Origin of the sequence: Paenibacillus azoreducens (assembly GCF_021654775.1) — a bacterium.
Taxonomy (GTDB): Bacteria; Bacillota; Bacilli; order Paenibacillales; family Paenibacillaceae; genus Paenibacillus_AQ; species Paenibacillus_AQ azoreducens.
The window spans coordinates 5,317,103-5,341,856 of the sequence record NZ_AP025343.1; the positions used below are offsets into that span (position 1 = coordinate 5,317,103).

21 protein-coding genes and 1 tRNA gene are annotated in these 24,754 nt (G+C 49.9%); 11 read left to right on the top strand and 11 right to left on the bottom strand.

Going from position 1 to position 24,754, the window contains the following annotated elements:
• The first annotated feature begins 19 nt into the window (after window positions 1–19).
• The 8 genes from L6442_RS23590 (at window position 20) to L6442_RS23625 (ending at window position 9,999) form a co-directional block, all read left to right on the top strand.
• Entirely contained in the window at window positions 20–958 is a 939-nt protein-coding gene (locus L6442_RS23590; protein WP_212979735.1) for an ABC transporter permease, read from the top strand.
• Window positions 955–1,902, top strand: coding sequence for an ABC transporter permease (locus L6442_RS23595; protein ID WP_228101223.1), 948 nt, complete (start codon window positions 955–957; stop codon window positions 1,900–1,902). Before L6442_RS23590 ends, L6442_RS23595 begins: the two co-directional genes overlap by 4 nt.
• A gap of 19 nt (window positions 1,903–1,921) precedes the next feature.
• Window positions 1,922–2,914, top strand: coding sequence for an ABC transporter ATP-binding protein (locus tag L6442_RS23600; protein ID WP_212979736.1), 993 nt, complete (start codon window positions 1,922–1,924; stop codon window positions 2,912–2,914).
• Entirely contained in the window at window positions 2,911–3,870 is a 960-nt protein-coding gene (locus tag L6442_RS23605) for an ABC transporter ATP-binding protein (RefSeq protein WP_212979737.1), read from the top strand. The genes L6442_RS23600 and L6442_RS23605 overlap by 4 nt, the downstream gene beginning before the upstream one ends.
• Window positions 3,871–4,313: 443 nt before the next feature.
• Window positions 4,314–7,205: a carbohydrate-binding protein gene (locus L6442_RS23610; protein ID WP_212979738.1), complete on the top strand. Its 2,892-nt coding sequence runs from the start codon at window positions 4,314–4,316 to the stop codon at window positions 7,203–7,205.
• Between the two features lie 285 nt (window positions 7,206–7,490).
• Window positions 7,491–8,465: a cation diffusion facilitator family transporter gene (locus L6442_RS23615; RefSeq protein ID WP_212979739.1), complete on the top strand. Its 975-nt coding sequence runs from the start codon at window positions 7,491–7,493 to the stop codon at window positions 8,463–8,465.
• A gap of 338 nt (window positions 8,466–8,803) precedes the next feature.
• Complete coding sequence (locus L6442_RS23620) at window positions 8,804–9,376, top strand: TetR/AcrR family transcriptional regulator (RefSeq protein ID WP_194232756.1); 573 nt, start codon at window positions 8,804–8,806, stop codon at window positions 9,374–9,376.
• 212 nt (window positions 9,377–9,588) lie between these two features.
• Window positions 9,589–9,999: a DUF4064 domain-containing protein gene (locus tag L6442_RS23625; protein ID WP_212979740.1), complete on the top strand. Its 411-nt coding sequence runs from the start codon at window positions 9,589–9,591 to the stop codon at window positions 9,997–9,999.
• Window positions 10,000–10,569: 570 nt separating this feature from the next.
• Here L6442_RS23625 and L6442_RS23630 read toward each other — a convergent pair.
• The 9 genes from L6442_RS23630 to L6442_RS23670 form a co-directional block, all read right to left on the bottom strand.
• Complete coding sequence (locus L6442_RS23630; protein WP_212979741.1) at window positions 10,570–11,931, bottom strand: S41 family peptidase; 1,362 nt, start codon at window positions 11,929–11,931, stop codon at window positions 10,570–10,572.
• A 162-nt stretch (window positions 11,932–12,093) separates the two neighbouring features.
• Entirely contained in the window at window positions 12,094–13,464 is a 1,371-nt protein-coding gene (locus L6442_RS23635; protein WP_212979742.1) for a sensor histidine kinase, read from the bottom strand.
• The gene (locus tag L6442_RS23640) at window positions 13,457–14,140 is read right to left on the bottom strand and encodes a response regulator transcription factor (RefSeq protein ID WP_212979743.1); all 684 of its coding nucleotides are present in this window, start codon (window positions 14,138–14,140) and stop codon (window positions 13,457–13,459) included. Before L6442_RS23640 ends, L6442_RS23635 begins: the two co-directional genes overlap by 8 nt.
• A gap of 347 nt (window positions 14,141–14,487) precedes the next feature.
• Window positions 14,488–14,572 (bottom strand) — tRNA-Leu (locus tag L6442_RS23645).
• A gap of 433 nt (window positions 14,573–15,005) precedes the next feature.
• The gene (locus L6442_RS23650; protein WP_212979744.1) at window positions 15,006–15,221 is read right to left on the bottom strand and encodes a hypothetical protein; all 216 of its coding nucleotides are present in this window, start codon (window positions 15,219–15,221) and stop codon (window positions 15,006–15,008) included.
• 336 nt (window positions 15,222–15,557) lie between these two features.
• The gene (locus tag L6442_RS23655) at window positions 15,558–15,887 is read right to left on the bottom strand and encodes a hypothetical protein (RefSeq protein ID WP_194231588.1); all 330 of its coding nucleotides are present in this window, start codon (window positions 15,885–15,887) and stop codon (window positions 15,558–15,560) included.
• A gap of 107 nt (window positions 15,888–15,994) precedes the next feature.
• Window positions 15,995–16,567 carry a xanthine phosphoribosyltransferase gene (locus L6442_RS23660; RefSeq protein ID WP_212979745.1) on the bottom strand — a complete coding sequence of 191 codons (573 nt, stop codon included), beginning with the start codon at window positions 16,565–16,567 and terminating at the stop codon, window positions 15,995–15,997.
• Window positions 16,568–16,813: 246 nt separating this feature from the next.
• On the bottom strand, window positions 16,814–17,926 hold the full coding sequence (locus tag L6442_RS23665; RefSeq protein WP_212981630.1) for an IS4 family transposase: 1,113 nt from the start codon (window positions 17,924–17,926) through the stop codon (window positions 16,814–16,816).
• 206 nt (window positions 17,927–18,132) lie between these two features.
• Complete coding sequence (locus tag L6442_RS23670) at window positions 18,133–18,753, bottom strand: DedA family protein (RefSeq protein WP_212979565.1); 621 nt, start codon at window positions 18,751–18,753, stop codon at window positions 18,133–18,135.
• 166 nt (window positions 18,754–18,919) lie between these two features.
• Between L6442_RS23670 and L6442_RS23675 the strand changes: the two genes are divergently transcribed.
• A complete protein-coding gene (locus L6442_RS23675; protein WP_212979566.1) occupies window positions 18,920–19,948 on the top strand; it encodes a YkvI family membrane protein in 1,029 nt (342 codons plus the stop codon).
• 24 nt (window positions 19,949–19,972) lie between these two features.
• Here L6442_RS23675 and L6442_RS23680 read toward each other — a convergent pair whose 3' ends face one another.
• The gene (locus L6442_RS23680; RefSeq protein ID WP_212979567.1) at window positions 19,973–21,097 is read right to left on the bottom strand and encodes a glycosyltransferase family 4 protein; all 1,125 of its coding nucleotides are present in this window, start codon (window positions 21,095–21,097) and stop codon (window positions 19,973–19,975) included.
• A gap of 223 nt (window positions 21,098–21,320) precedes the next feature.
• Here L6442_RS23680 and L6442_RS23685 point away from each other — a divergent pair, with 223 nt between their 5' ends.
• Window positions 21,321–22,478 carry a GGDEF domain-containing protein gene (locus tag L6442_RS23685; protein ID WP_212979568.1) on the top strand — a complete coding sequence of 386 codons (1,158 nt, stop codon included), beginning with the start codon at window positions 21,321–21,323 and terminating at the stop codon, window positions 22,476–22,478.
• 46 nt (window positions 22,479–22,524) lie between these two features.
• Window positions 22,525–23,865 carry an RsmB/NOP family class I SAM-dependent RNA methyltransferase gene (locus L6442_RS23690; RefSeq protein ID WP_212979569.1) on the top strand — a complete coding sequence of 447 codons (1,341 nt, stop codon included), beginning with the start codon at window positions 22,525–22,527 and terminating at the stop codon, window positions 23,863–23,865.
• 57 nt (window positions 23,866–23,922) lie between these two features.
• Here L6442_RS23690 and L6442_RS23695 read toward each other — a convergent pair whose 3' ends face one another.
• Entirely contained in the window at window positions 23,923–24,723 is an 801-nt protein-coding gene (locus tag L6442_RS23695; RefSeq protein ID WP_194231595.1) for a Cof-type HAD-IIB family hydrolase, read from the bottom strand.
• Between the last annotated feature and the right edge of the window lie 31 nt (window positions 24,724–24,754).

The window sequence follows — 24,754 nt, forward strand, 5'->3', positions numbered from 1 at the left end:
CAGAAAGGAGGATGCATCCATGATTCGGTACATCCTGACCAAGCTGTTCTATCTCATCCTGTCGCTATGGGTACTGGCTTCCGTCACTTTTGGGCTCATGAAAGCCATTCCCGGCGATCCGTTCATGTCGGAAAAAGCGGTTCCGCCGGAAATCCGCGCTCGTTTGCTGGCGCAATACGGACTGGATAAACCGCTGTATGAGCAATATTTCGTATACTTGTCCAACCTGGCAAAAGGCGATCTTGGGATTTCGATGAAAATGCTGGACCGCGAAGTCGGCCAGACGATTCGCGATGCTTTCCCCTACTCCCTGAAGCTCGGCATTGTCTCGATCATCGTCTCCGTTGTCATCGGCGTCGGCCTGGGAATGATTGCGGCGCTGCGGCATCGCAAACTGCTCGACTCCGTCTCGATGATCATCGCCGTTCTTGGCGTATCCGTCCCCAGCTTTGTGCTCGCTTCCTTCTTCCAATATATTTTTGGCGTGAAGCTGAAATGGCTGCATGTCGTGGGCTTAGGCGGTCCACTTGATTATATAATGCCGACTCTGGCGCTCTCGGCGCTGCCTATCGCTTTTATCGCACGCCTGACGCGTTCGAACATGCTGGAGGTGCTCACGGCCGATTATATTAAGACCGCCAAGGCCAAAGGCTTGTCCCGCGGCGCCATCGTACGCAGGCATGTGCTGCGCAACGGTATTCTGCCCGTTGTCACCTATCTTGGGCCGCTCACGGCCAACGTCGTGACAGGCTCCTTCATCATCGAGCAAATTTTCGGAATCGGCGGTCTCGGCAAAATATTCGTCACGAGCATTAGCAACCGCGACTACTCGCTCATTATGGGCATTACCCTATTCTATGGGCTTATTCTGATGTGCGCCCGCTTCATCACCGACATCGCATATGGACTCATCGACCCCCGCATCACTCTTGTCTCGAGAAAGGAGAAGGCCGCATGACAATGTTCCATTCCTCCCCTGCCGAAAAACGCGCTCTGGCCCCGGAAGATTTTCGTAAGGCGGACGTCAGCGAACATGCGGCGGAAGCGATCGAACAAGAAGGCGTATCCGCATGGCGCGACGCCTGGCTGCGTCTGCGCAGCAACCGGGTTGCCATGACAGGACTTGTCTTCTTGCTGCTCATCATCGTTATGGCTATTATCGGCCCGATGCTGACGCCTTACGATTACTATTCCAATAATCTGGAGAAGACGAACCTGCCGCCTTCAGCCGAGCATTGGTTCGGCACGGACGATCTCGGCCGCGACATGTTCGCCCGCACGTGGATGGGCGCCCGTATTTCTCTTACCGTCGGCTTTTCCGCCGCCGCCATCAACCTCGTCATCGGCGTTATCTATGGCGGCATCATGGGTTATATCGGCGGACGTCTCGACGAGGTGATGAACAAAATCTCCGAAATCATCTATTCCATTCCGGATTTGCTGGTCGCCATTCTGCTCGTCGTCGTCTTCGAACCAAGCCTGGCCACGATTATTTTGGCGCTGTGCGTAACCGGCTGGATCAATATGTCCTGGATCGTGCGCGGGCAGATGATGCAGCTCAAAAATCAGGAATATACCCTCGCCTCCCGTTCCCTGGGATCGCCTCACATGCGCATTCTATTCCGGCATCTCCTGCCGAACGCAATGGGCCCGATCATCGTCACCTTAACCTTGGCGGTGCCGGCAGCCATCTTCAGCGAAGCGGTGCTGAGCTTCCTGGGGCTGGGCGTGCAGTCGCCGGCCGCATCATGGGGGACGATGATCAACGACGCGCTTAAGGCCATGATCATTTATCCTTGGCGGCTTGCCTTCCCTGCGCTGTTCATCAGCTTGATGATGCTGTGCTTCAATCTGTTCGGAGACGGACTGCGCGATGCGCTTGATCCGAAGATGAAAAAATAAGGACAAGGAGGGTTCGCCCATGCAACGATTGTTGGAAGTCCAAGATCTCCGTGTCTCCTTCGATGTCCGCGGCGGCGAGGTGCAGGCCGTGCGCGGCATCGGATTCCATGTTCAGCCTGGCGAGGCCGTCGCCATCGTCGGCGAATCCGGCTGCGGCAAAAGCGTGACCGCCCAAGCGATCATGCGTCTTCTGCCGCAGCCTCCCGCCCGCATCCACCAAGGAACGATCCGCTTCCAAGGAAAAGATCTGCTGCGTTTGAAAGAGCATGAAATGCAGTCCATCCGGGGCAAGGATATCGGGATGATTTTTCAGGATCCGATGACATCGCTGAATCCGACGATGACGATCGGACGCCAGATTACCGAGGTGCTGACCAAACATCAGCGCATGGCAGCGCAGGAGGCCAAGCGGCAGGCTATCGAGATGCTTGAGATGGTCGGCATCCCCCATCCCGCCTCTCGCTTCTCGCAATATCCGCACGAGTTCTCCGGCGGCATGAGACAGCGGGCCATGATTGCCATTGCCTTGGCCTGCCGTCCGGCGCTGCTCATCGCGGACGAGCCGACGACGGCGCTCGACGTGACGATCCAGGCCCAGATTCTGCGTGTGCTAAAGTCTCTGCAGCGCGAATTTGGGACATCGATCATTTTGATTACGCATGATCTTGGCATTGTGGCGGATTTATGCGATCGCGTCATCGTCATGTATGCAGGACAAATCGTCGAGTCCGGCACGAAGCGGGAAATATTCAAGCAGCCGCAGCATCCGTATACCCGGGGCCTGCTGCGTTCCTTGCCGCGGATCGATCAGAGCAGGGATGAGCCGCTTGTGCCGATTTACGGCACGCCGCCGGATCTGGCCAAGCCGCCGGAAGGCTGCCCGTTCTGGGCCCGTTGCAGCGATGCTATGCACGTCTGCCAGCAGCGGCAACCGGAATCGACCGCCATCAGCGGGACCCACAACGCAAGCTGCTGGCTGCTGCATCCGCTGGCACGGGAGGTGGCCAGATGAACACAGAGCCATTGCTCCAGATTAACCGGCTGAGCAAACATTTCCACCTTGGACGCGGCCAAACGCTGAAGGCCGTCCATGATATCAGCTTCAGCGTCGATAGAGGCGAAACGCTCGGGATGGTAGGCGAATCGGGATGCGGCAAATCGACGGCGGGGCGGACGATCCTCCGCTTATACGAGCCGACGGCAGGGGAAGCCTGGTACGGAGGGACGAACATTTACCAGCTCAGGCCGCGGCAGCTTAAGGCATTCCGCCGCGAGATGCAGATGATCTTTCAGGACCCGTATGCATCGCTGAATCCGCGCATGACCATCATGGACATTATCGGGGAGGCGCTGGATATTCACCGTCTTGCCGACAGCCGTTCGGCGCGCAGGAAGCGAGTCGAGGAGCTGCTTCATCTGGTCGGGCTTAATCCTGATCATGTCACCCGTTATCCCCACGAATTCTCGGGCGGCCAGCGCCAGCGCATCGGAATCGCCCGCGCGCTGGCGGTCGATCCGAAGTTCATCATTTGCGACGAGCCGATCTCGGCGCTGGACGTTTCGATCCAGGCCCAGGTCGTTAATCTGCTGAAAGATCTGCAGAAACGTCTCGGGCTGACCTATCTGTTCATCGCGCATGACCTGTCCATGGTCAAGCATATCAGCGATCGGGTTGCCGTCATGTATTTAGGCCAGATCGTGGAGCTCGCCGACAGCGGGACGCTGTATGCCGAACCGCTTCACCCGTATACGCGCGCGCTCATGTCCGCCATTCCCGTCCCCGATCCCGACATCGAGGCCGACAAGGAACGCATCGTGCTGAGCGGAGAGCTGCCGAGTCCGCTGAATCCCCCGAGCGGCTGCTCCTTCCGGACGCGATGTCCATACGCGACCGCAACCTGTGCCGAGCGCAAGCCTGAATTCCGGGAAGCGAAGCCGGGACATTATGTCGCCTGCCATCTGGTCTAAGCCGTCTGCGGGCTGCCGCAGGGACGCCGCCATAAGATAGAGCAGAAGATACCGAAGAAGGCCGAACGTTTTCCGTTCGGCCTTCTTGTTTGCTGAATGGGGCAGCCACATTTTAAGGGCGAATCCGGCCGATTCTATTCCGTGATCCCCCGTCTTATCGCCATTCATGTGTTCACTTCGTAATACCACACACAATTTCAATAGAATTACGACTTCATTTCAAGGCAAAATCTGCCTTATGATCAAAAAAGAAACGCATGCTACAATCAAAAAATAAAGGAGGAGGTGCCTCTCATTTGGTTGGCGACGTTTGCTTCCACTGCGGTCAACCGGATTAATTGATAGTATGTACATTTTTCGAATAGGAAAATAGTCAGGAAGGAACACGTGATAACGGCGCTAAGGACAAAGTGTAGCGCAGAGAAAATTATATTTTAAGGAGAATGGAAAACGTGAGAAGCAAAAAACGAATCATTGCCTGCGTTTGCATCCTAACCATGATATTGGGAACGTTCCTGATGTCATTGGGAGCCCCTCGCCCTGTTCAAGCCGCTGGTGCTCAGAATATGGCAGCTGGCAAACCTGTGACTGCGTCCGGCCACGCCGACGTTTATGTCGCGTCCAATGTAACGGACAGTAATCAGGGCACATATTGGGAAAGCACCAATAATGCCTTCCCGCAATGGATTCAGGTTGACCTCGGCAGCGAGATCGCGATCAACCAGGTCGTACTGAAGCTTCCAACCGGATGGGAGAGCCGGTCGCAAACCCTATCTATTCAAGGAAGCACGGACGGAACCAGCTTCTCGGATCTCAAGGCGTCGGCCAGTTATAAGTTCGATCCGAACACCGCGAATACAGTAACGATCGACCTCCCTACCGTCAGTGCGCGCTACGCCCGGATCAACGTAACCGCCAACACCGGCTGGCCGGCTGCGCAGTTTTCGGAAATCGAAATTTACGGCGCTTCCGAAGGTGCAACTTGGACGATTCCAGGCAAAATCGAAGCGGAAAACTACAGCGCCATGAGTGGCATACAGACCGAACCGACGACGGATATTGGCGGCGGTCTCAACGTGGGATGGATCGATGTCGGCGACTGGCTGGATTATGACGTAAATGTGCAGAACGCAGGCACATACACCGTAGAGTATCGGATCGCCAGCAATGCCTCCACGGGTGAGCTCCAGCTTCAATCGGGCACGACGACGCTTGCCGCCACGAAGGTGCCTAACACCGGCGGATGGCAAAATTGGCAAACCATCACCGCCAACGTGACCCTGAGTTCAGGACCACAAACGCTTCGCATCTTTGCCAGCGGATATGACTTTAATATTAACTGGATCAATTTTGTACCAGGCAACGTGGATCGTGAACCTCCTACAGCCCCATCCAATCTGGCCTTAACGCAGCCAACCTCGGACACCATCAATCTCGCATGGAATGCGGCAACCGATAATGTTGGCGTCACCGGATACGATATCTACGCGAATAGTCAGCTTCGCGGCAGCGTAAACGGATCGACGCTCACATTTACGGACAATCAACCGCCCAGCGCAACGGTTACCTATTACGTCATTGCCAAAGACGCCGCCGGCAATTCATCCGCCCCAAGCAATACCGTAACAAGGTACGGTTCGGGAGGCAATAATACCGGCCGAGGCGCAAACATGCCTTTCACCATCCTTGAAGCCGAATCTCCATCCAACAAAACGAACGGCACTCTTCTGGCCCCCAATTTTATACCGGGCGATTTTGCAGGAGAGGCTTCCGGACGTTCGGCCGTTTATCTTGATGCCACCGGGAAATACGTAGAGTTTACGCTCACCTCGCCCGCAAACGCTTTTGTGCTTCGCAATGCCGTTGCGGAGAATACTACCGGAACGATCAGCGTTTACGTTGACGGCGTCGATAAAGGCAACTTTACCGTCACATCCAAATTCTCATACGTGTACGCTACGCCTACCACTCTCGGACGGCTAGGGTATGATAACTCAGGTTCCAAAGCTTACTGGCTGTATGAGGATTCCCAGTTCATGCTCGACCAAGTCTATCCGAAAGGAACCAAGATTAAGATCCAAAAAGACGCAGGGGACGTTCCTTGGATTTATGTGGATATGATCGAAACGGAAAATGTCGCTCCGGCGGCCTCCAATCCAGATCCAAGCAAATACGTCCAAGTATCGAGCACCAAGTCGATTGAGCAGGCTCTGGCCGAATTCAGGCAGGATAAAGCAAAGAAAGGGATCTTTATTCCTGCCGGCGAATGGACGATTTCGTCCAAAATCTATTTGTACGGCCGGGCTACCGAAATTATCGGTGCAGGACCGTGGCATACCAAACTAACGGCCCCCCAAAACCAGACGAATACCGATGTCGGATTTAATATCGGGCCTGAAGCGAACGGCTCAACCATTAAAAACTTATCTGCTTGGGGCAATTATGTATACAGGCAGGACGGACCCGGAAAATTCATTGACGGGAACGGCATGCGGAACGTAACCATCGAAAACGTCTGGGCCGAACACTTTATCTGCCTCTATTGGGGAGTCAACTCTTCCTACAATACCTTCAAAAACAACCGGATCAAGAACATGTTTGCGGATGGAATCAACATGACCAACGGTTCGTCCTACAACGTCATAGACAACAACTATGCCCGCGGAACCGGTGACGATGCATTCGCATTATTCAGCGCGATCGATTCGGGCGGATCCTACAATGTGGGCAACAAATACACCAACCTCACTGCCACCAATGTCAGACGCGCAGCCGCTTTTGCCGTCTATGGCGGTCAGGGCAACGCCTTCCAGAATCTGTACGGTGCGGATACCTTAACTTACCCGGGCGTGACCATTAGCAGCTTAAGCTTCGGATACAACACATTAGGTTTTGGCGATCAGGATACCGTATTTGACGGCGTCACGCTAGACCGCACCGGAGGAGATTTCTGGACCAGCGTCGGAGCCGATGATAAAATCAATGATTATCAAAATTTCGGGGCCATCTGGTTCTTTGGCGGTGACCGAAACTTCAAGAATATCCTGGTGAAAAACGTTGATATCAATAATCCGGTGTACTTTGGTTTAATGTTCCAATCCAAATCTCCGGAAAATCTTCCGATGGTTAATGTTCGTCTAGAGAACATTAATATCAATAATCCGACCCGCTATGGCATCAAACTTGTTGCCAAAGCAGAGGACGGGCAAGGCCCCGTCGTCGGTGCAGCGAGCTTTACCAATGTTAAGGTGAATAACCCTGGCATCAGGGCCATTTACGGTCAGGACAAATGCCCGAACTTCAATGTTATAAAAGTGTCGGATAATAACTGGTAATAAAAAAACTGCTCCATAAATTACAAAATTACAGGACCGCCCCGCCGTTTAATCCGGCTCGAGCGGTCCTGTTGTTGTCTTCGGGACGGGCAGAATAAGGGTTGACACCTGTATTCTTGAACGAATATAATAAGATCAACTCAAACATATGAATAATTGCTCATATGTTTGTAATATTAAATTGTTTCCTTCTAACTGTAAAGAGAGGAATGGGAAGACGGGAATGGGAACATTAAAAAAGCAGAATGATTATGTTATTTAATTTGCAAAAGGAGAGGATACCGGATGTCTGGACACAATCACGATCACGGTCATGATCATGGACACAACCATGTTCATACCAACAATAAAAAAGTACTCCTGATTTCATTCATTATTATAACGGCGTACATGATTATCGAAGCGGTTGGAGGAGTGCTTACCAACAGCCTGGCCCTGCTGTCCGATGCGGGTCATATGTTGTCCGATTCCATCGCTTTAGGGGTTGCTTTGCTCGCATTCACATTTGGAACAAAAGCTGTGAACACAGGGAAAACGTACGGCTACAGGCGATTTGAAATTTTAGCCGCGGCCCTTAACGGCATCACGCTGATCGGGATTTCCATCTATATTTTTTATGAAGCGATTGAACGTTTCACGAATCCGCCGGAAGTGGCTACATCAGGCATGTTAATTATCAGTACCATCGGGTTGCTTATTAATGTGTTTGTCGCATGGCTTATGATGAGGGGAAGCGATACAAAGAATAATCTCAATATGCGCGGCGCCTATTTGCACGTGCTCAGCGATATGTTGGGGTCTATCGGCGCTATTACCGCAGCTCTGTTGATGATGTTCTTTGGCTGGGGCTGGGCAGATCCGCTAGCAAGCGTCATTGTCGCGGCACTTGTATTGCGCAGCGGTTATTTTGTCACCAAAACGTCCTTGCACGTCTTAATGGAAGGGGCGCCGAAAAATGTTGATTTGAATGAAATTGTCGATTCGATTCGACGGGTGGACGGCGTTAAGGGAGTCCATGATGTGCACATTTGGTCCATTACAAGCAGCATGAACGCTCTTACTGCTCATATTGTCGTCGGCGGAGACAAGACGGTTTATGAAACCGAAGCGATTCTCAAAAAAATCGAACATATGCTGGAACACAAAGAAATCTGGCACGCGACATTGCAAGTCGAATCCGAACGGCATGCCCACGATAACTCGCTTTTATGCACCGCCAAAGCCAATGCGCCGGATGCGCATGCCCATCATCACCATTGATTATGGACGGAAGCGGCAAGTGCTGACACTGCAGACCAACGCAAGCGGCCCCAATCCTCCACTTTTCGGGGATGGGGCCGTTCAGCTTTACATGTTCCCCTCCTCCCTTTCCAATATCGTTCTTAATATGGGCCTATGAATAATAAGCTAGCCATCTGCCAGTGACAGGACGAAACCGGATATCGCATCCGCGGTGGCAAGTGGTGATCCTTTTTATGTTCTTTGACCAACCAAATCGCATGTGACTCAGGGCATCATTTTCTTGACAGATAAATACAAATCATGCTTTAATATGAATGAACCAAAAAAATATTCATTCATACGAGGTTGGTTAACAAATGGATAAAAAAAAGATCATCTTTAATTGCGGTTGGGAATTATTCCACTCCAAAGGATTCAAAGATACGAATATTTCAGATATTGCAAAAATGGCGGGAATAGCGGTAGGTACTTTTTATAACTACTATTCCTCGAAGGAGCAATTGTTCTTTGAAATTTATATTAAAGAAAACGAGAAATTGAAGAAGCATATTTTCGAATCCCTTGACATGAATCAAGATCCCATAACAATTGTGAGACAAATAGTTGAGCAGAACATCAGTACCGTGAACTCAAATAAAATACTGAAGGAATGGTATAACCGGGATCTCTTCCGGGAACTGGAACACTACTATGAAGAAGTCAAAGGGAATGATGATTCCATTCGCGGCTTATATACTGGATTAATAAAAAAATGGAGAGCCGAAGGTAAAATAAGAAATGATATTGATGACGACCTTTTAACTGCTTTTTTTGACTCGTTAACATATATCGATTCACATAAGGAGGAAATTGGGATTCGGCATTTTCCACAATTGATACAGTATTTGGCGGAGTTTATCATGAAAGGCTTAACGGATTCCCAAAAATAGGATGCATACAAGCATTCTTTTTTTCCTTGAATATGAATGAATTATAAATTATTCATTCATATTTTTGAATGGCTAATTCCAATGCAAGTAGCTTCGTGATCAGACAATGATACACCGGGGCATCCTGCGCCGATATAAAAGGAGGTGATTCAAGCGAAACCGTGAGATTTTTGCCATGGGAAAGATATCATTAAAAATAATGGAGGTTGAACATGAAACGAACAGGGGAAATCATATTAAGCATCATTGGAGCCGTAACGAGTCTCATTATGGTCGGGACCGGGATATTTTTCTTATACAGCAAAGATAATCAAACTTATTTAGACTATTTGCATGCCAATTGGAATGATACCCAGGTGGCTGCTACGCTCGAGCAGATGAACCAAGCAGGAACGTTGTGGGTTCTTCCCGGAATTGCCGGCATTGTTCTAAGTATTTTAGCTATTTTTTTGTTAAAAGGGAACGCTAATCCGAAAATAGTAGGCTGGATGCTTATTCTTGGGTCGGTAGTGCTTTGTATTATTTCTGTTTTTGGATTCTTCCCTCTCGTGTTCTTTGTTATCGCCGGAATTATGGCATTGGTTAGGAACCCGAATGTAAGAAGGAAACAAGGAATTAGATAAGGCGTTATAAAAAGCCGTAATGAGAAATGATCTTTACAAATCTGCTTTTTCAGGGGACGAAAGTAAAAAGGAGAGCTAATGTTGAGAATTGCACAGTTGATATGGCAATGTACTCTTAATAGCGTTCTGTAAGAAATGAATTGAAAATTCAAATAACATAAAGGGTTCTACATATTATGCATTCCTAATTTGTGGAACCCTTTATGTTTAACAATCATAGTTCTACGCTCTCACCTAGAACCGCTGCCTCTTTCACTTTATTCATTTTATGATTACCTGACTACAACCAGCCCGCTCGAGCTTGGATGAAGCCTATCGGCCGCGACCAGCACCCCGGCTTTAGCCAGACCTCGTTGTACCTCATCATCGCTGCGGCCAGCTCCTCGCTGGGTATGACACCCCCCTCATAATTTCCCCTTCTCCATTATTCTTCCCTGATTCCTTGAACAGTTTACGGAATACGTTTGCCATCAGCAGGAATCAAGTCTGGCGGTACACACGCCGGTCGATGATTTACCAAAAATCGGAGGCTGCTGAAACGCAACAATTCAGAGGGTATCGAGGCAGCAATCAGGGCTTCCGGGTCGACAGCTCCAGCGCCCGCTGCATTACCGGATCTTTGCGGGCGTCGATGTCGGCTTGTTTCACGACGATTTCTTCGTCCGGCGGAAGCCCTCGTTGCTCGTAATTGACGCCCTCTGGAGTCATATAACGCTCGTTGCTGAGCGTAAAGATCTGTTTGTTCGGCAGCATTCTGAGCAGCATATCGGAGAAATAACCACTGGTTGCTTCCCCGATAACCGTAGCCTGGTCCAGCGATTGCAATGCCATCGTTCCCGTCTCGCCGGCGCTCACCGTCAGCGGGCTGGTCAGCACAACAACATTATCCGCCTTAAACCGCTTCGCTCCTGGTTCAACATACACTTTGACCGGCTTCGAAAATTGCTCGTAAGCGCCCGTTCGAGCCTGCTTGATATAAGCCAGCTTGCGCTGGTCGGTAAACAACCCAGCGATGTTGAGCCCAAAAAAATCCTCGCCCCCCATGTTAAAGCGCATATCAATAATAAAATTGCGGCAATCCGCCAGGTCCTCCACCATTTCCGCTAATGCCTTGTCGATCCGCAGCGGATCGGATTCGTCGAAACCTGTCAGTCTGATGTAGGCTTCGCCGCTCGCGGTCCGGCCATACGCAATGCGTCCGTCCAGCTTGCCGGTCATAGCTCCTTCGATGTAGGTTTTCTCGACATTGCGCTGCATCCACTCTGAATTGGCCTGATAGACCTGTTCGCGGGCGTTGCTTTGCTTGGAATACCGTATACCGTTTTTGCTAATAAGAACGCTATGTCCGTCATTCAGCTTCCCGAACATTTCCGAGAAAATAGATTCCAGCTCCTTGGCGGAGGTCGCGGCGTTGACCTTGGGCCGGTATGTTTTGTACATCGCTTTCCAATCCGCTTTAACGATCGGGAAAAAACTGAAATTTTCCTCGAACGATTGCCAGAACACCTCGAAATTGTGAACGGGATCTTCGCTGAACCCTTTATAGTTGACTTGGGGGAGACGATCAACGCGTTTTAGCCGTTTCACGTAACCTAAGCGGTCGGTCAAGCTTCCGTCAGCGAACCGTCCCATCCCTAATCGCTTGACGCCCAAATCCGCCAGCAGCTTGGCGTTGCCGTAAATTTCGTGGATATAAACGTCGCCGTTCCCCTCCATAATGCCCTGACCGAATGGAACCAAACTGTCCTTCGTATAGTTGTACACTTTCACCTGCTTGCCCGTTAGTTCAAGAATAAAGCCATAACCCTCCGATTGCCAAAACTGGCGCTTGTCTGAAACTGCGGCTGGCCGCTTCACATTCTCCTGCGCATGTACCCAGTTCCCCGACACGGTGAGCGTCAAAACAGTTAATATTGCAATTAACGTTCTCATGCTTGTCTCCTCCATCCAAATTAATTTGCGTCTTCACATGCTTTCTCTGTGCTCCCCGACCCTTATTGCATAACCTTCCACTTCAGGCTGCACGCTCCACCTCCCTGAATCCGTCGTTCCTCAAGTATAAAGCCCGAATTTGTCCTCAGTTTGAACGGAAGATTACAATTCGGGCTTTACATATTGGAGGGGAAGTATAATCATGAAAGAAGTACCAGTTCCGGGTTGGCTGAACACTTCGATTTCTCCGCGGTGAAGATCGACGATCCGCTTCACGATGGAAAGACCGATGCCGTTGCCGCTTATATTTCGGTTTCTCGCTTGATCGACTTTATAAAACGGTTTGAAAATTTGGCCGATTTCCTCCTTCGGTATGCCGATGCCGCTGTCCGTAATCCTCACCGCCGCGCTCCGGCCCTTCACGTATGCTTCAACCGTAATTTTCCCGGAATCACCGGTAAATTTAATGCCATTGCCAAGCAAGTTGCTCCAGACCTGGTTCAGCTTGTCTTCATCCGCAACAATGTTAATCGGCTCCAGTGCCAGCTGCATATCCAGATTGCGGACGGACCATAACGGCTCCAGCCGAATGACTGCCTGGCGCAGCTGCTCGTCCAGACGAAACGGCTTTGCGTCCAGCTTGGGGTATTCGTGCTCTAGACTAGACAATTCCAGTAAATCGTCACACAGCCTGGACAACCTGTCGCTTTCTTCCTCGATGATATTCAACATCCTAATGCGGCTTTGCTCATCCATGGACTTGAGCTTCAACACACTGGTGTACCCCTTGATTGACGTAAGCGGCGACTGAATTTCATGCGATACGTCGGAAACGAACCTCCGCCGGAGCTTATCCAGCCGGCCCAGCTCGTTTGCCATGACGTTGAAGCTATGCGTGAGCTGGCCGATCTCGTCGCGCCGCTTTACTGGCAGGCCAACAGCAAAATCGCCTTTGGACATTTTTTGCGCGGCGTGAGTCAAAAGCCGCAGCGGACGAATCAAATACCTTGCCGCGATCAGCGCCAGAATACTCCCCAAGCCCAGCAAAAACAACTGCTGATATTTGATCAGCGAATCGATTTCATTGAGGAAAAATCCGACCTCGGTCGTAATGAGCAGGGCATACGGCGCACCGTTCAGCAAAAAGGGAAGCCCCACTGTAATGTCGTCATTTCCGCCGGACCGGCCACGGTACGTTTTGTTGTGCTTCAGCACTTGCTCCAGGCGGGGTTGATCCAGCTGCCGGTATGGCTCGCCGCTTCCCGGATTCAATAGCATTCCTTCGCCGTCATACAGGCGTATCGTGTAAAAAGGCATTGAATTACTGACATCCACGAAAGCTTTGGCATCCCTGGGATTCAGTTTTTGGTATAAGCCGATGATCATCTGGGCATTTTCGATCATCTTCTGCTCCACGATCGATTCAACGCGGTTTTTGTACAGATAGCTTTGTACAAGAAATCCTGCCACCAAACTGACGATAACCGAACCCACGAACATGACGACGACCCGTGCGTACAGCGAGTTAATCATGGCGTGCCTCCAGGCGATAGCCTATGCCGCGCATCGTAACAATCCGGAAATCTTCATCATATTCGCTGAATTTGTCCCGCAGCCGCTTGATGTGAGTGTCCACCGTCCGTTCGTCCCCATCGTATGCGTACCCCCAAATATCTCGAATCAGCAAGTCGCGCGTAAAAATTTGGCCGGGGTAGCTGGCCAGCTTGTACAGCAACTCGAATTCTTTCAAAGGCAAAACCCATTCCGCGCCCGTATCGGACAAACGGACCTGGTAGCTTGATTTGTCCAGCGTCACGCGTCCGAGCTTCACGATATGAGAGGTCGCAATCCGATACCGTTTGAGCAACGCCTTGACCCGCATGACCAGTTCCATTGGATCGAAGGGCTTGACCAAATAATCGTCCGTTCCCAACTGGAAGCCTTTCATTTTGTCCGGCGGTTCCTTTTTGGCTGTTAGCATGAGCACCGGCTTGTCCCCGTCCTCCCTCAGCTTTCTGCACAGCTCCCAACCGTCCATGCGGGGCATCATAATATCCAATACGATTATATCGATGGGGTTGTTCATATAATAATTCCAAGCGTCGAACCCGTTCGTTTTTTCGATGACATCCATGCCTTCATCCCTTAATACGAGACCTACCAATTCACGGATCAGGACGTCGTCATCTACCACCATCACCTTTACCAAGCCAATTCACCTCAACTATCCTGCCGCAAAAGCTGCCAACGGGTCTTTTGGGCATCATCTCTTTTTCATAACAAGTGAAATTCATTTTGCTCTGTTTTTGTTTTGTAATAAAGTCAACAATAATATATTACAAGGAGATTCCCGATGGATAAATTCCCCAGATTGTTATACTACGTTGTAGCTCGTTACTGCAGGCGCTGGTCTTACAAAAAGGCTGATCCTCACAAATAGAATCGTCATCATAATGATTAAAGTCGTCAGTCTGATAGGCAAATAATGAACGAAATAAATAAAAAAGGCTTTGGTTCGCATAAAATTGCGACCAAAGCCTAACGTTGGTGTGTTGATGCGGTCGAGAGGACTCGAACCTCCACGGGGGGTTAGCCCACACGGACCTGAACCGTGCGCGTCTGCCAATTCCGCCACGACCGCATATATAAAATGTCCATCGCTTTGTTGTTTCATCGTTTCCGACTCTCTCGCGGCGACAAGATAGATCATACCATGTGTGCGAAATACAGTCAACACTTTTTTTATAAGAAAAACGTCTATCGACGTACTCTCATAGAAGACAGACCGCGCTTAGAGATAGTTTTTCTTGCGATTATAGAATTGTTCAGCGTAGCAAGAAAATTTATAATTCTATAATCTTAAAAAAGTTATCTTACGCTTTTCATCCAAGTTTAATCTGCCCGAACACAGTTACCGGATAATGCTACTGAATTTCGCCAGAATTGATATTCCATCTTTTTTGAGACTTTAACATTCCTCAATTTCGTTAGCGTTATAGCCGATATCAAACAACCGCCTTAACCAATGTCAAAGCGGCTGCTGCCATTATGCATTACTGCATAGATATTTATGTTTAAGCTTCCGGGCTTTTGCGGGGCTCGTCCAACGGCTGGTATATATAGCAACGGTCGAGCTTGACCACCTTCCGGTTGCGTCGGCGGATCAGCACATGCTCATCATCCCACGCGACTACAATTCCTTTGACGTCGTTGTCTTCTATACCATCGCGGACAACCCGGACCGTTTCTCCGGAAAGCCGGTAGTTGTTCAGCTGTTCGTCGGTAATCATTTTGGCATCGCCTCCCTTTCCTCCTGTTGTTTCACAAAATAACCCCACAAAGTGACGTGTATCCTTTGAAGCCTATTCCGATTACTTTGCGGGGACCCCGGTAATTCAACCCCACAAAGTGACGCGTGACCTTCGAAACCTATTCCGATTACTTTGCGGGGACCCCGGTAATTCAACCCCACAAAGTGACGCGTGACCTTCGAAACCTATTCCGATTACTTTGCGGGGACCCCGGAAATTCATGCTTTCTGATATGTCAAAAAAAGACCTAAATGAAATCATTTAGGTCATATCTTTTCGCGGCAGCTTCCTGCCAGAATGGCTATCTAAACGGAATTAACGTTGTGCGTGTTCTTTGCTGTCATTTTTCTCGAACCAAAAATCAAGCACCGTCGAAGACATCACCCGTTTGTTCAAATACTCTACTTGATGAGGGGTGAACAAATCCTTCCAGGAAAAGTCAAGCTCATCACACATACGTACGATAGTCAGAAGTTCTGACCAGGCGACATAGCGTTTGTACCAGAAAAACTGAGGATGCTCCATCATGTAGGGATAAAGATCATCGAACTCCGTATGCTTGCAGTCCAAAGCACGTTCGAAATGGTCCTTGGCTGCAGCCAGCTTATCAACAAAATATTGCTCGGTTACAGGTTCTTTTCCCATTGTGCCGCCTCCCCTCTTTGCGATCTTAACTATATTATAAGCGAAAACCGCGCTACTTGAAAGGAATTGTTTATATTTGGACGATTGAAGAGGAAGCATCTGAAGGATTAATCCTCAAAGGTTATGATGCCTTCGTCCAGCGACTTGATCCGCACCAACGATTCCAGCCGGATTCCCTGCTCACGGATTGTTTGCGCACCTGCTTGAAAGCATTTTTCCACTACGACGCCGAGTCCGAGAAGCTCCGCCCCCGCACGTTCTATTATTTTCAAAAGTCCTCTTGCCGCGTCGCCATTGGCGATAATGTCATCGATAAACAAAACTTTATCCTGCTTCTGAATATATTTGCGCGAAAGCAAGATATCGGTCACAATGCCTTTTGAAAAGGACGGAACACGCTCGCAGAAGGCGTCGGGATCAGCCAGCAGCGTTTTTTTGCGGCGGGCGAATACGAGTGGCACACCAAGCTCCAGCGCCGTGGCAAAGCCAACCGCAATCCCGGAGGATTCTACCGTAATAACACGGGTGACGCCTGCCCCTTCAAACCGTTTGGCAAACTCGCGGCCCATCTCCATCGTGAGCTCGGGATCCACCTGATGATTCAGGATCCCGTCCAGATTCAGTACATTCTCCGACATGATAGAGCTTTCTTCCATGATTCTTTGTTTTAACTTTTCCAATTTCATCAACCCCCAAAGACGGCGCTTCTTCTTTTTTGATAAAAAGCCTTGTCCAATAAATCTCACGTCAATAACTAGTCCTGCCGTCGTTCGCATCCACTTCGGCCCACCCGCTGGAACGGCTAACGAAACTCACAATCGTTATTTAAGCAAAATAAGGACTCTCCTAATTTTAACGAAACTGGGCATCGTCATTGCCCGAAATAAGCAGTAATTAGCACGCCTGTTGATTTACCAGCATCTGGGTTATGGCAATGCTAAATGGTGAGCCAAATAAACCACCCATTCGGGAGGCAAGGCCGCTAAGCTGATCAGTCGATCGAACTCTGCAAAAGATAATCGTGCACTTGGGTGAACCTGGCTATTTCCCTGCTCATACACGTACTGAAGCAGCACGTACACGATTAATGCGGTGTATAATTGTCCGTAAACGGCATTTGGTGTCTTCCCAAAAAGTTTGGGCACATTCAGATGCTGTTTAATCCATCGAAAAAACACCTCGATTTGCCAGCGTTGTCGGTAGATTTCTGCTATTTTCTCCGCCGAGGGACGGTGTAAGTTGGTCGCCAGGACAACCGGGTTGCCTTGGGGATCCTTTAGCTTTACGACCCGAAATCGATATCGGGTCAAAGACGCTTTTGTTCCGAGCTGACAGGTCAAATCTTGCTCAATTGTATGTTCGTAAGGGCGTTTTCGTTCACGATAAACCGGCTCATGCAGTACCGTATTGTTTCTCAACCGGATGACAAAATACTGCCGTTGCTCCTGCTCCATGTACGCATCAAACTGCTTATGCTTTCCATATGCACGATCCGCAACCAGAATGAAATTAGAGTCCGTTACCGCACTGCACAGGGTCGAATCGTGCTGTTTTCCCGTCGATTCCGTAACACGATGGAGTTCGCCGGTCTCAGTCAACAAAGACACGTGCAGCTTAATGCCACTCTTCTCTCCTTTTACCGATGGAGCCCAAGGCAGCCGATTGTGACCGGCAGAAATGGTCGTGGAATCCACCGCCAGCGGCTCTTTTGGAAGCCGAAGACGCCTGCGAGTGGAGCGATTGCATTTGCGAATCAGTAGATGAAGCAGTTGCTTAAAGACGCTGAACGGAACTTCTTTCGCTTTTTTGGAGATCGTGGAGTGATCCGCCGGACGCAATCCACAGGCGACCATTCGCTTTTCTCCGTCTCGATAGCCATCCCACTGCCCAAGCGCCGCTTCAGCAAGAAAGATAAAGAGCTCGTAAACTGTAAATTTCCTTGCTGTATCAACATAATTGGCTTGCTGTAACAAAGGTTGAAGCTCCTCGTTAGGAATAAGGGATTGAAGAATAGGGACTAACATTGTACGATGGTTCATGAGACCGTCTCACCTTCCGTAGGGTTTGTAGGGGTACAAACACTTTACAGAAATGAGCGGTCTTTTTCTACCATTTTTTTGATAATCAACAGGCGTAGTAATTAGCACGGATTTGGCCCAAATAACGATCTGTAGTTTCGTTAGATTTGATTTGGCCTCATTTTTGCGGCAATAGCGCGTCTCTGTTTCGTTAGAAGAAATCAGGACTATCTTGGCCGTGTTCGCCTGCAATCTTTCTTTTTCCGCATTAACAAACCTGCAACCACCAGAATCACGACGATCAGCGCTGTGATAATAATACCGATCTTAAACGATGACCGCTCCATCATCATTGCAATATCGCTCCAGTGATATCCGACGGCATGCCCGATCAGCAAAAACGTCGTGCAAAACACAAACGCGCCCGCAGCGGCAAGCATGATGTAACGGCTCAGCGGCAGTTTGGAGATGCCCGCCATATAGGCGGACAAGTGGCGGAGCCCAGGAACGAAATACCCAAAAAGAATACTCCAGGAGCCGTACCGCTTAAACCATTTTTCCGCTGAATGCAGGCGTTTCGGCGTCAGCCGGACCCATTTGCCGTATCGGTCCAGAAGAGGCTTGCCTATCTTCCTTCCAAGCGTATAGCTTATCAACATCCCTGTCATGCTGCCCAAAAATGTAACCGCAAGCGCACTGGCAAAACGGAAGTGACCTTGCGCGATCATTCCCCCGAAGGTGGCAATCAGCGTTTCGTCAGGGATCGGAACTCCTAATATTCCCAAAGCAAGCAATATGAACAAAGCAATGTAACCGTATTGCGTCAGGTAAACCATGATTTCAGTCAATCCGTTATACCTCTCTTCTCTCATGCGGTCTGCAGTTATGCAGTATCATATCTTTCGAGGTCTAACCGTTTTTTGGACACGCTTGAGTCATGTCCTCCCTGTCCCCATCATAACCTGTACAAAGCGAAGTACACAATAGCGCCGCTTTAAAACAGGGAGGAACCAAATGAAAAACGTGATACGCATCTTTCAAATCGCATTTACATATATCGGAACCGTCGTCGGGGCCGGGTTTGCAACCGGTCAGGAAATCATCCAATTCTTCACCCAATATGGCAAATGGGGATCCCTGACCATCATGCTGGCCACGGTTCTGTTCATCTGGCTTGGAACAAAAATGATGCTGATGTCGCGGCGGATTTCCGCCCGATCCTATGAAGATTTAAACAAGCATCTTTTCGGCCCGAAAGCCGGCTCCGTGATCAGCATCATCATGCTGATTGTATTGGTCGGCGTAAACAGCGTCATGCTGGCCGGGGCAGGCTCTGTCTTTATGGAGCATTTGAACATGCATTATCAGACAGGCCTAATATTGACGGTGATCGGCACCTATTTTTTGCTGAAGCGCGGTATCCATGCCATTTTGCAGATCAACAGCATCGTTGTTCCGATGATGCTTACTTTATCCGTTCTAATTGTCCTCAATACGATAAAACTGCCCACGGCCGACCGCTTTCTCAGCTTGAGTACGGATGAGCCATTGGTAGCGGCATGGTTGTCGCCTATTATCTACACAGCGTTTAATCTAGTGATGGCCCAGGCGGTGTTTGTCCCGCTCGGAAGCAAAACGGAAAGCGCGTCTGCCGTAAAATGGGGCGGCATCATCGGCGGCATCGGCGTCGGACTTATGCTCCTCTCAGCCCACATTTCCATTTCCGCGCATATGCCCGGAATCCGGCAGTACGAAATCCCGATGGGCAGCATCGCCAACCAGTTGGGCCCCATCGTTCAGATGATATATGTACTGCTCATTTTCATGGAAATTTTCAGTACATTTGTCGCCGACATTTATGGCATCACCCTGCAGCTGCAGCAGCATATTCCGTTATCGCCCAGGGTTATCTCGGCATGCGTCATGTTTATTTGCTTCCTGCTCAGCCAAATTGGATTCAGCTCCCTGCTGTCGGTCCTCTATCCGCTATTCGGGTGCCTTGCTATTTTCTGGGCGCTGAAGCTCATGCTTAAGTCCAAATGATTTGTTCAGCAGCCCCGTTACCTCTTATGAAGAATATTGTAAGTATAATTTCTTGAGTTCGTTCACCGCATTTGTTAAGGAATAATGGATTTTCGCCTTATCCCATGCCGAGCGCGCCAGGTCATAACGGTACAGCGGATCGCTGATTACCTTCTCCAGCGCTTCGCCAAGCGCGATATAATCTTCAGGCGGAACCAGAAGGCCGTTGACACCATCCTCGATTTGCTCGGCGATCCCGCCGACATCCGTTCCGACCAGTGCCAGACAGCTCAGCGCAGCCTCGGCAAATACGGAGCCAAACGCCTCCGCCCGGGAAGGAAGAACAAAAATATCAAAGAAAGGCATAAATTCCTCCGGATGAAGCGTATAGCCGTAAAAAATGGTTTCATTATATATGCCGAGCTGTTTGGCCAGCGTTTCAAGCTCCTTGCGGTATGGTCCGTCGCCAATAATATGAAGGACGTAATCGAACCCCTTCTTTTTCAGTTCCGCACAGGCTTTGAGCAAAATGTCGAGCCCCTTGGCAGGAACCAGGCGGCAAACGGTAATCAGCTGCGGCACCGCATTTTCATGCGGAATGGGCTTGAATCGTTTTTCGTCAAAACCGTTTGGCGTCACGGCGATGTTGTCCGGATGTTCTACAAAGGCCCCGAGGTAATCCGCAAAAGAGCGGGATACGGTCAGCATCTTTTCGCTTTGCAGCTCAAGTTCGCGGTACAAGGAAACCAGAAAACGGTGTTCGGGACCGCCGGATTTAATTTTTCCGTTCAAAATCAACTCTTTTTCATAGCTTGAGTGAATCGTTTGGATCAACGGCACCTCCGGGAAAACCTGCTTCATCGCAAGACCGGCGATCGGATGATGCGCATGGATCAGATCATAAGGCTTCTGAAGCCTCAGCCTGGTCCACCACAGATAGTCTCTATAGGTCTGTATATATTTCTGGACCGTCGGGCTGTCCCCGTACTCCGCCCAGTCGAATGTTTGAAATTGAACCTCTTCATGGCCCTTGTTGCGAATGCGCTTCGGGAGCCAGAACATTTCCATATCCCACCTCGACGATTGAAAACGCTCCTGCATATACGGAATCATCGAAGATACGCCACCTGGTTGTTCGGGTGGAAAAAAGAGTGCTTGCAGTAGTCTCATATGGGGAAACCGCCCCTTTCCGGTATTCTCTTTTTCGTTTTTCGGATCTTTGAAATTATGATATATTAGAACATATGTTTCAAGAAGAAAATCGTCTATCGACGTCATCTTAAAGAAGACAGACCGCTTTTTAGCGGAAGTTTTTGCTTGCGATATCAGGTTGCGTTTCCCTGGAGTTTATACTTTCTTATACTAAAAGAAAACGATTTTCAGGAGCGAAAATATGCCTATGCCCTATGCGTCGGGATCGGCTTTTGCCCTTCAAGCCGGCATCGCATCAGCATGCTGTCTATACATCATACTCATCATGACGCTGATGTGCCTCATCATGTATAGCAAGCAGCGGAAAAAAGCTTATTTGTCCATGATTGCTGCTTTCCTTTTTATTATGACATATGAAGGGCTGAACATCCATTTCACCTTGTCACAGACAAAACCCGATGGAAGCAGCTACCCCTTGGCCGCCGATCTGCAAGTTTTCTCGTTTCTGCTGCTGAACCTTGCGGTCTATCAGCTGTACCGCCGTATGAACAAGACGTCTTATGCGGTATTTTCCGTTCTTGTTTTGTTGTTTCCGGTACCGCTAATTTCGGCCGTCCTTCCTTTCGCGGGAAGCGGCTGGCAGAAGTTTTATTTGGATATCTACCAATTGGGCATTCTATGTACAGGCGTTTTCTTTATATCCCCGCGAATCGGGCAGCGCGGCAAATATTTAACCGGGATCGGCCTGTATTTCGCCTATGCAGTCCTCGGCATGCTGTCCCGCTACACCGCTTGGCACGGCGCATGGATCGAAAGGGCGCTAATCTGGATTCCGCTGCTTTATTACACGGTTGTGTTCTGGATTCTCTTCGAACGGATTGTCGAAATGATGCAGTCCATTTACCGCTCCTCCATCACCGACGGCCTGACGAATCTGTATAATCGCCGCTTTTTTATGAAACAGCTAAGCCGTTATATCGATCAAGGGGTTAAGGTGTCGATGATTTTTTGCGATATTGATAATTTTAAGAAGTTGAATGATACAGAGGGGCATCACCGCGCAGATCTGGTTTTGAAGCAGGTCGCGGCGATCATCGATGAAGAAGTTGCCGAACATGGCCTGAGCGGCCGGTTTGGCGGCGAGGAACTGGTTGCCCTCGTTGTCGACAAAAGAGCCAAGACGGCCGAAATCGCCGAAAGGATTCGGGCGCGGGTCGCCGAAGAATCGATCGTGACCTTAAGCATCGGCTACAGTTCCCTGCGCAAAAATATGACGGCAGAGGAACTTGTATCTCAAGCAGACCAGGCGATGTACCTATCCAAAACGACAGGCAAAAACAAAGTATCCCCATACCGGTCATCCAGAGCCAAAAAAGAACCGGATGAAATCAGCGTCTAAATGTAATACCGCTGAGCCTTAAATGATCAACAAAGGAGTTTGAACGATGGGCAAAGAATCGCTTCCATCCGCATACATTGAACAAATGAAGCCTATTCTGGGCGGGGATCTCCCCGCCTTTTTGCACAGCTATGATCTTCCGCGCACGCAAGGTCTCCGTTTTAACGGACTGAAATCATCCCCGGAGCTTGAGAAGAAGGTCGTTTCCATGTTTGACCTGAAGCCTGTTCCCTGGTGCCCAAGCGGATACTATTATCATGAAACATCAAGACCCGGCAAACATCCCTTCCATCAGGCCGGGCTGTATTACATCCAAGAGCCTTCGGCCATGTCCGCGGTAGAACTGCTTGATCCGCAGCCGGGCGAAACCATCCTGGATCTCGCCGCGGCTCCCGGCGGGAAAACAACCCATATCGCTTCCAAAATGAATGGCGAGGGGCTGCTCATCTCCAATGAAATCCATCCCGAGCGGGCCAAAATTCTGGCGGAGAACGTGGAACGGATGGGCATACCAAACGCGCTTGTCACCTGCGCCGCACCGGATAAGCTTTCCCGCCGCTTCCCGAACAACTTTGACCGGATTATGCTGGATGCGCCTTGTTCGGGCGAAGGGATGTTCCGCAAGGATCCCAAAGCATTGGAGGAATGGACTCCAAGGGTGGTGGACATGTGCGCCGCCCGTCAGCGCGATATTTTGGAGCATGCCTATCTGATGTTAAAACCCGGGGGCATGCTGGCATATTCGACATGCACCTTTAATCGCAGCGAAAACGAAGACATGATGGAATATTTCACCGGGGCTTATCCCGACATGGAGATCGTTGCGGTAAAAAGACTTTGGCCGCATGAGGAAGCCGGCGAAGGGCATTTTGTGGCTGTTTTGCGAAAACAGGCGAACCAAGACCGGACCGAAGAACCAAAACGGCTTCGCAAACAGCAGGACAAAGGCCAACATAAAAACGGGCAGCCCGCACTCCGCGAATTTACGGCATGGGCAGCCGAGGAGCTTCCAGGTTTCAGTTTGCCTGCAGGCGCACCGGTATTGTTCGGAGATTCCTTATACCTGCACCCCGGGGCCGAACCGCAAAACTTAAGCGGGCTTAAAATTCCAAGAGCCGGTCTGCATCTGGCTTATTTGAAGAAAAACCGCATTGAACCGGCCCATGCCCTGGCCATGACGCTGACGCCGGATCAAGCCAAACGGCATATCCGGCTCGAAGCGGACGACCCGCAGGTCGAAGCCTACCTGCGCGGCGAAACATTGCCCGTCCTCTCCTCGCTGCGCGGATGGACGCTAGTAACGGTCGACGGGCTTCCGCTCGGTTGGGGCAAAGCTAGCGGCGGCCAGCTGAAAAATCATCTTCCGAAAGGGCTGCGCCAGTTTTGATCACGAAAAAGAGGTATCCATCGGTTCGTATGACCGGGTGGATACCTCTTCTTTCTTTTAGGACAAACAATATTTCAGCAGCGCCTTATGCACGCCATCTTCGTTGTTGGATGCCGTTACCTCATTCGCAGCCGCCTTTACCTCCAGCGGTGAGTTGTCCATGGCGATGCCAAGGCCGGCAAAGGTCAGCATGGTGATATCATTATAATAATTGCCGATCGCCAGCACCTCTTCCGGCTGAATGCCGCGGCGTTTGGCCAAATGTTCAAGCGCATTTCCTTTCGAGGCGTCCGGATGCATCAAATCGAGAAAATATTCGCCGCTGCGCAAAACATTGAATTCCGGCGTCCATTTGCCGATTTCTTCATGCACTTTGTCGAGCACATCAGGATATGAAAAGGCCGTCACTTTAACAACGGGCTGGTCCAGCTCCTGGATCGGCGGCAAGTTTATCGGAAGCATCAGGAAGTTTTCGTACATGCTGCGCACCTCGACCGCCATGCCCTCTACATTATCAACATACATTTGAAATGCGGTATTCACGTCAAAATGGACCTTGTTTTCACGGAAATAATCTATGTACGGCCGGATTGCTTTCGTATCCATCGCAAATTGGTGCACGACCTCTTTGCTTACGACATCCACCGTCGCCGCCCCGTTATGGCTGATCACGTAACCTTTCAATCCGATTTGTTCCATAAACGGAATGGAATTTTGCGGGCCTCTGCCTGTACAAAGCACGATTTCGGCACCGCTTCGGGAAACCTCCTGAATGGTTTGTTTCGTTTGATCAGTCAGTTCATGATTATCATTCAGCAGGGTTCCGTCAACATCCAATGCTATCAGCTTATACTTCACGTCTCCACCCATCCTTTTAGCGGTAGTTCAA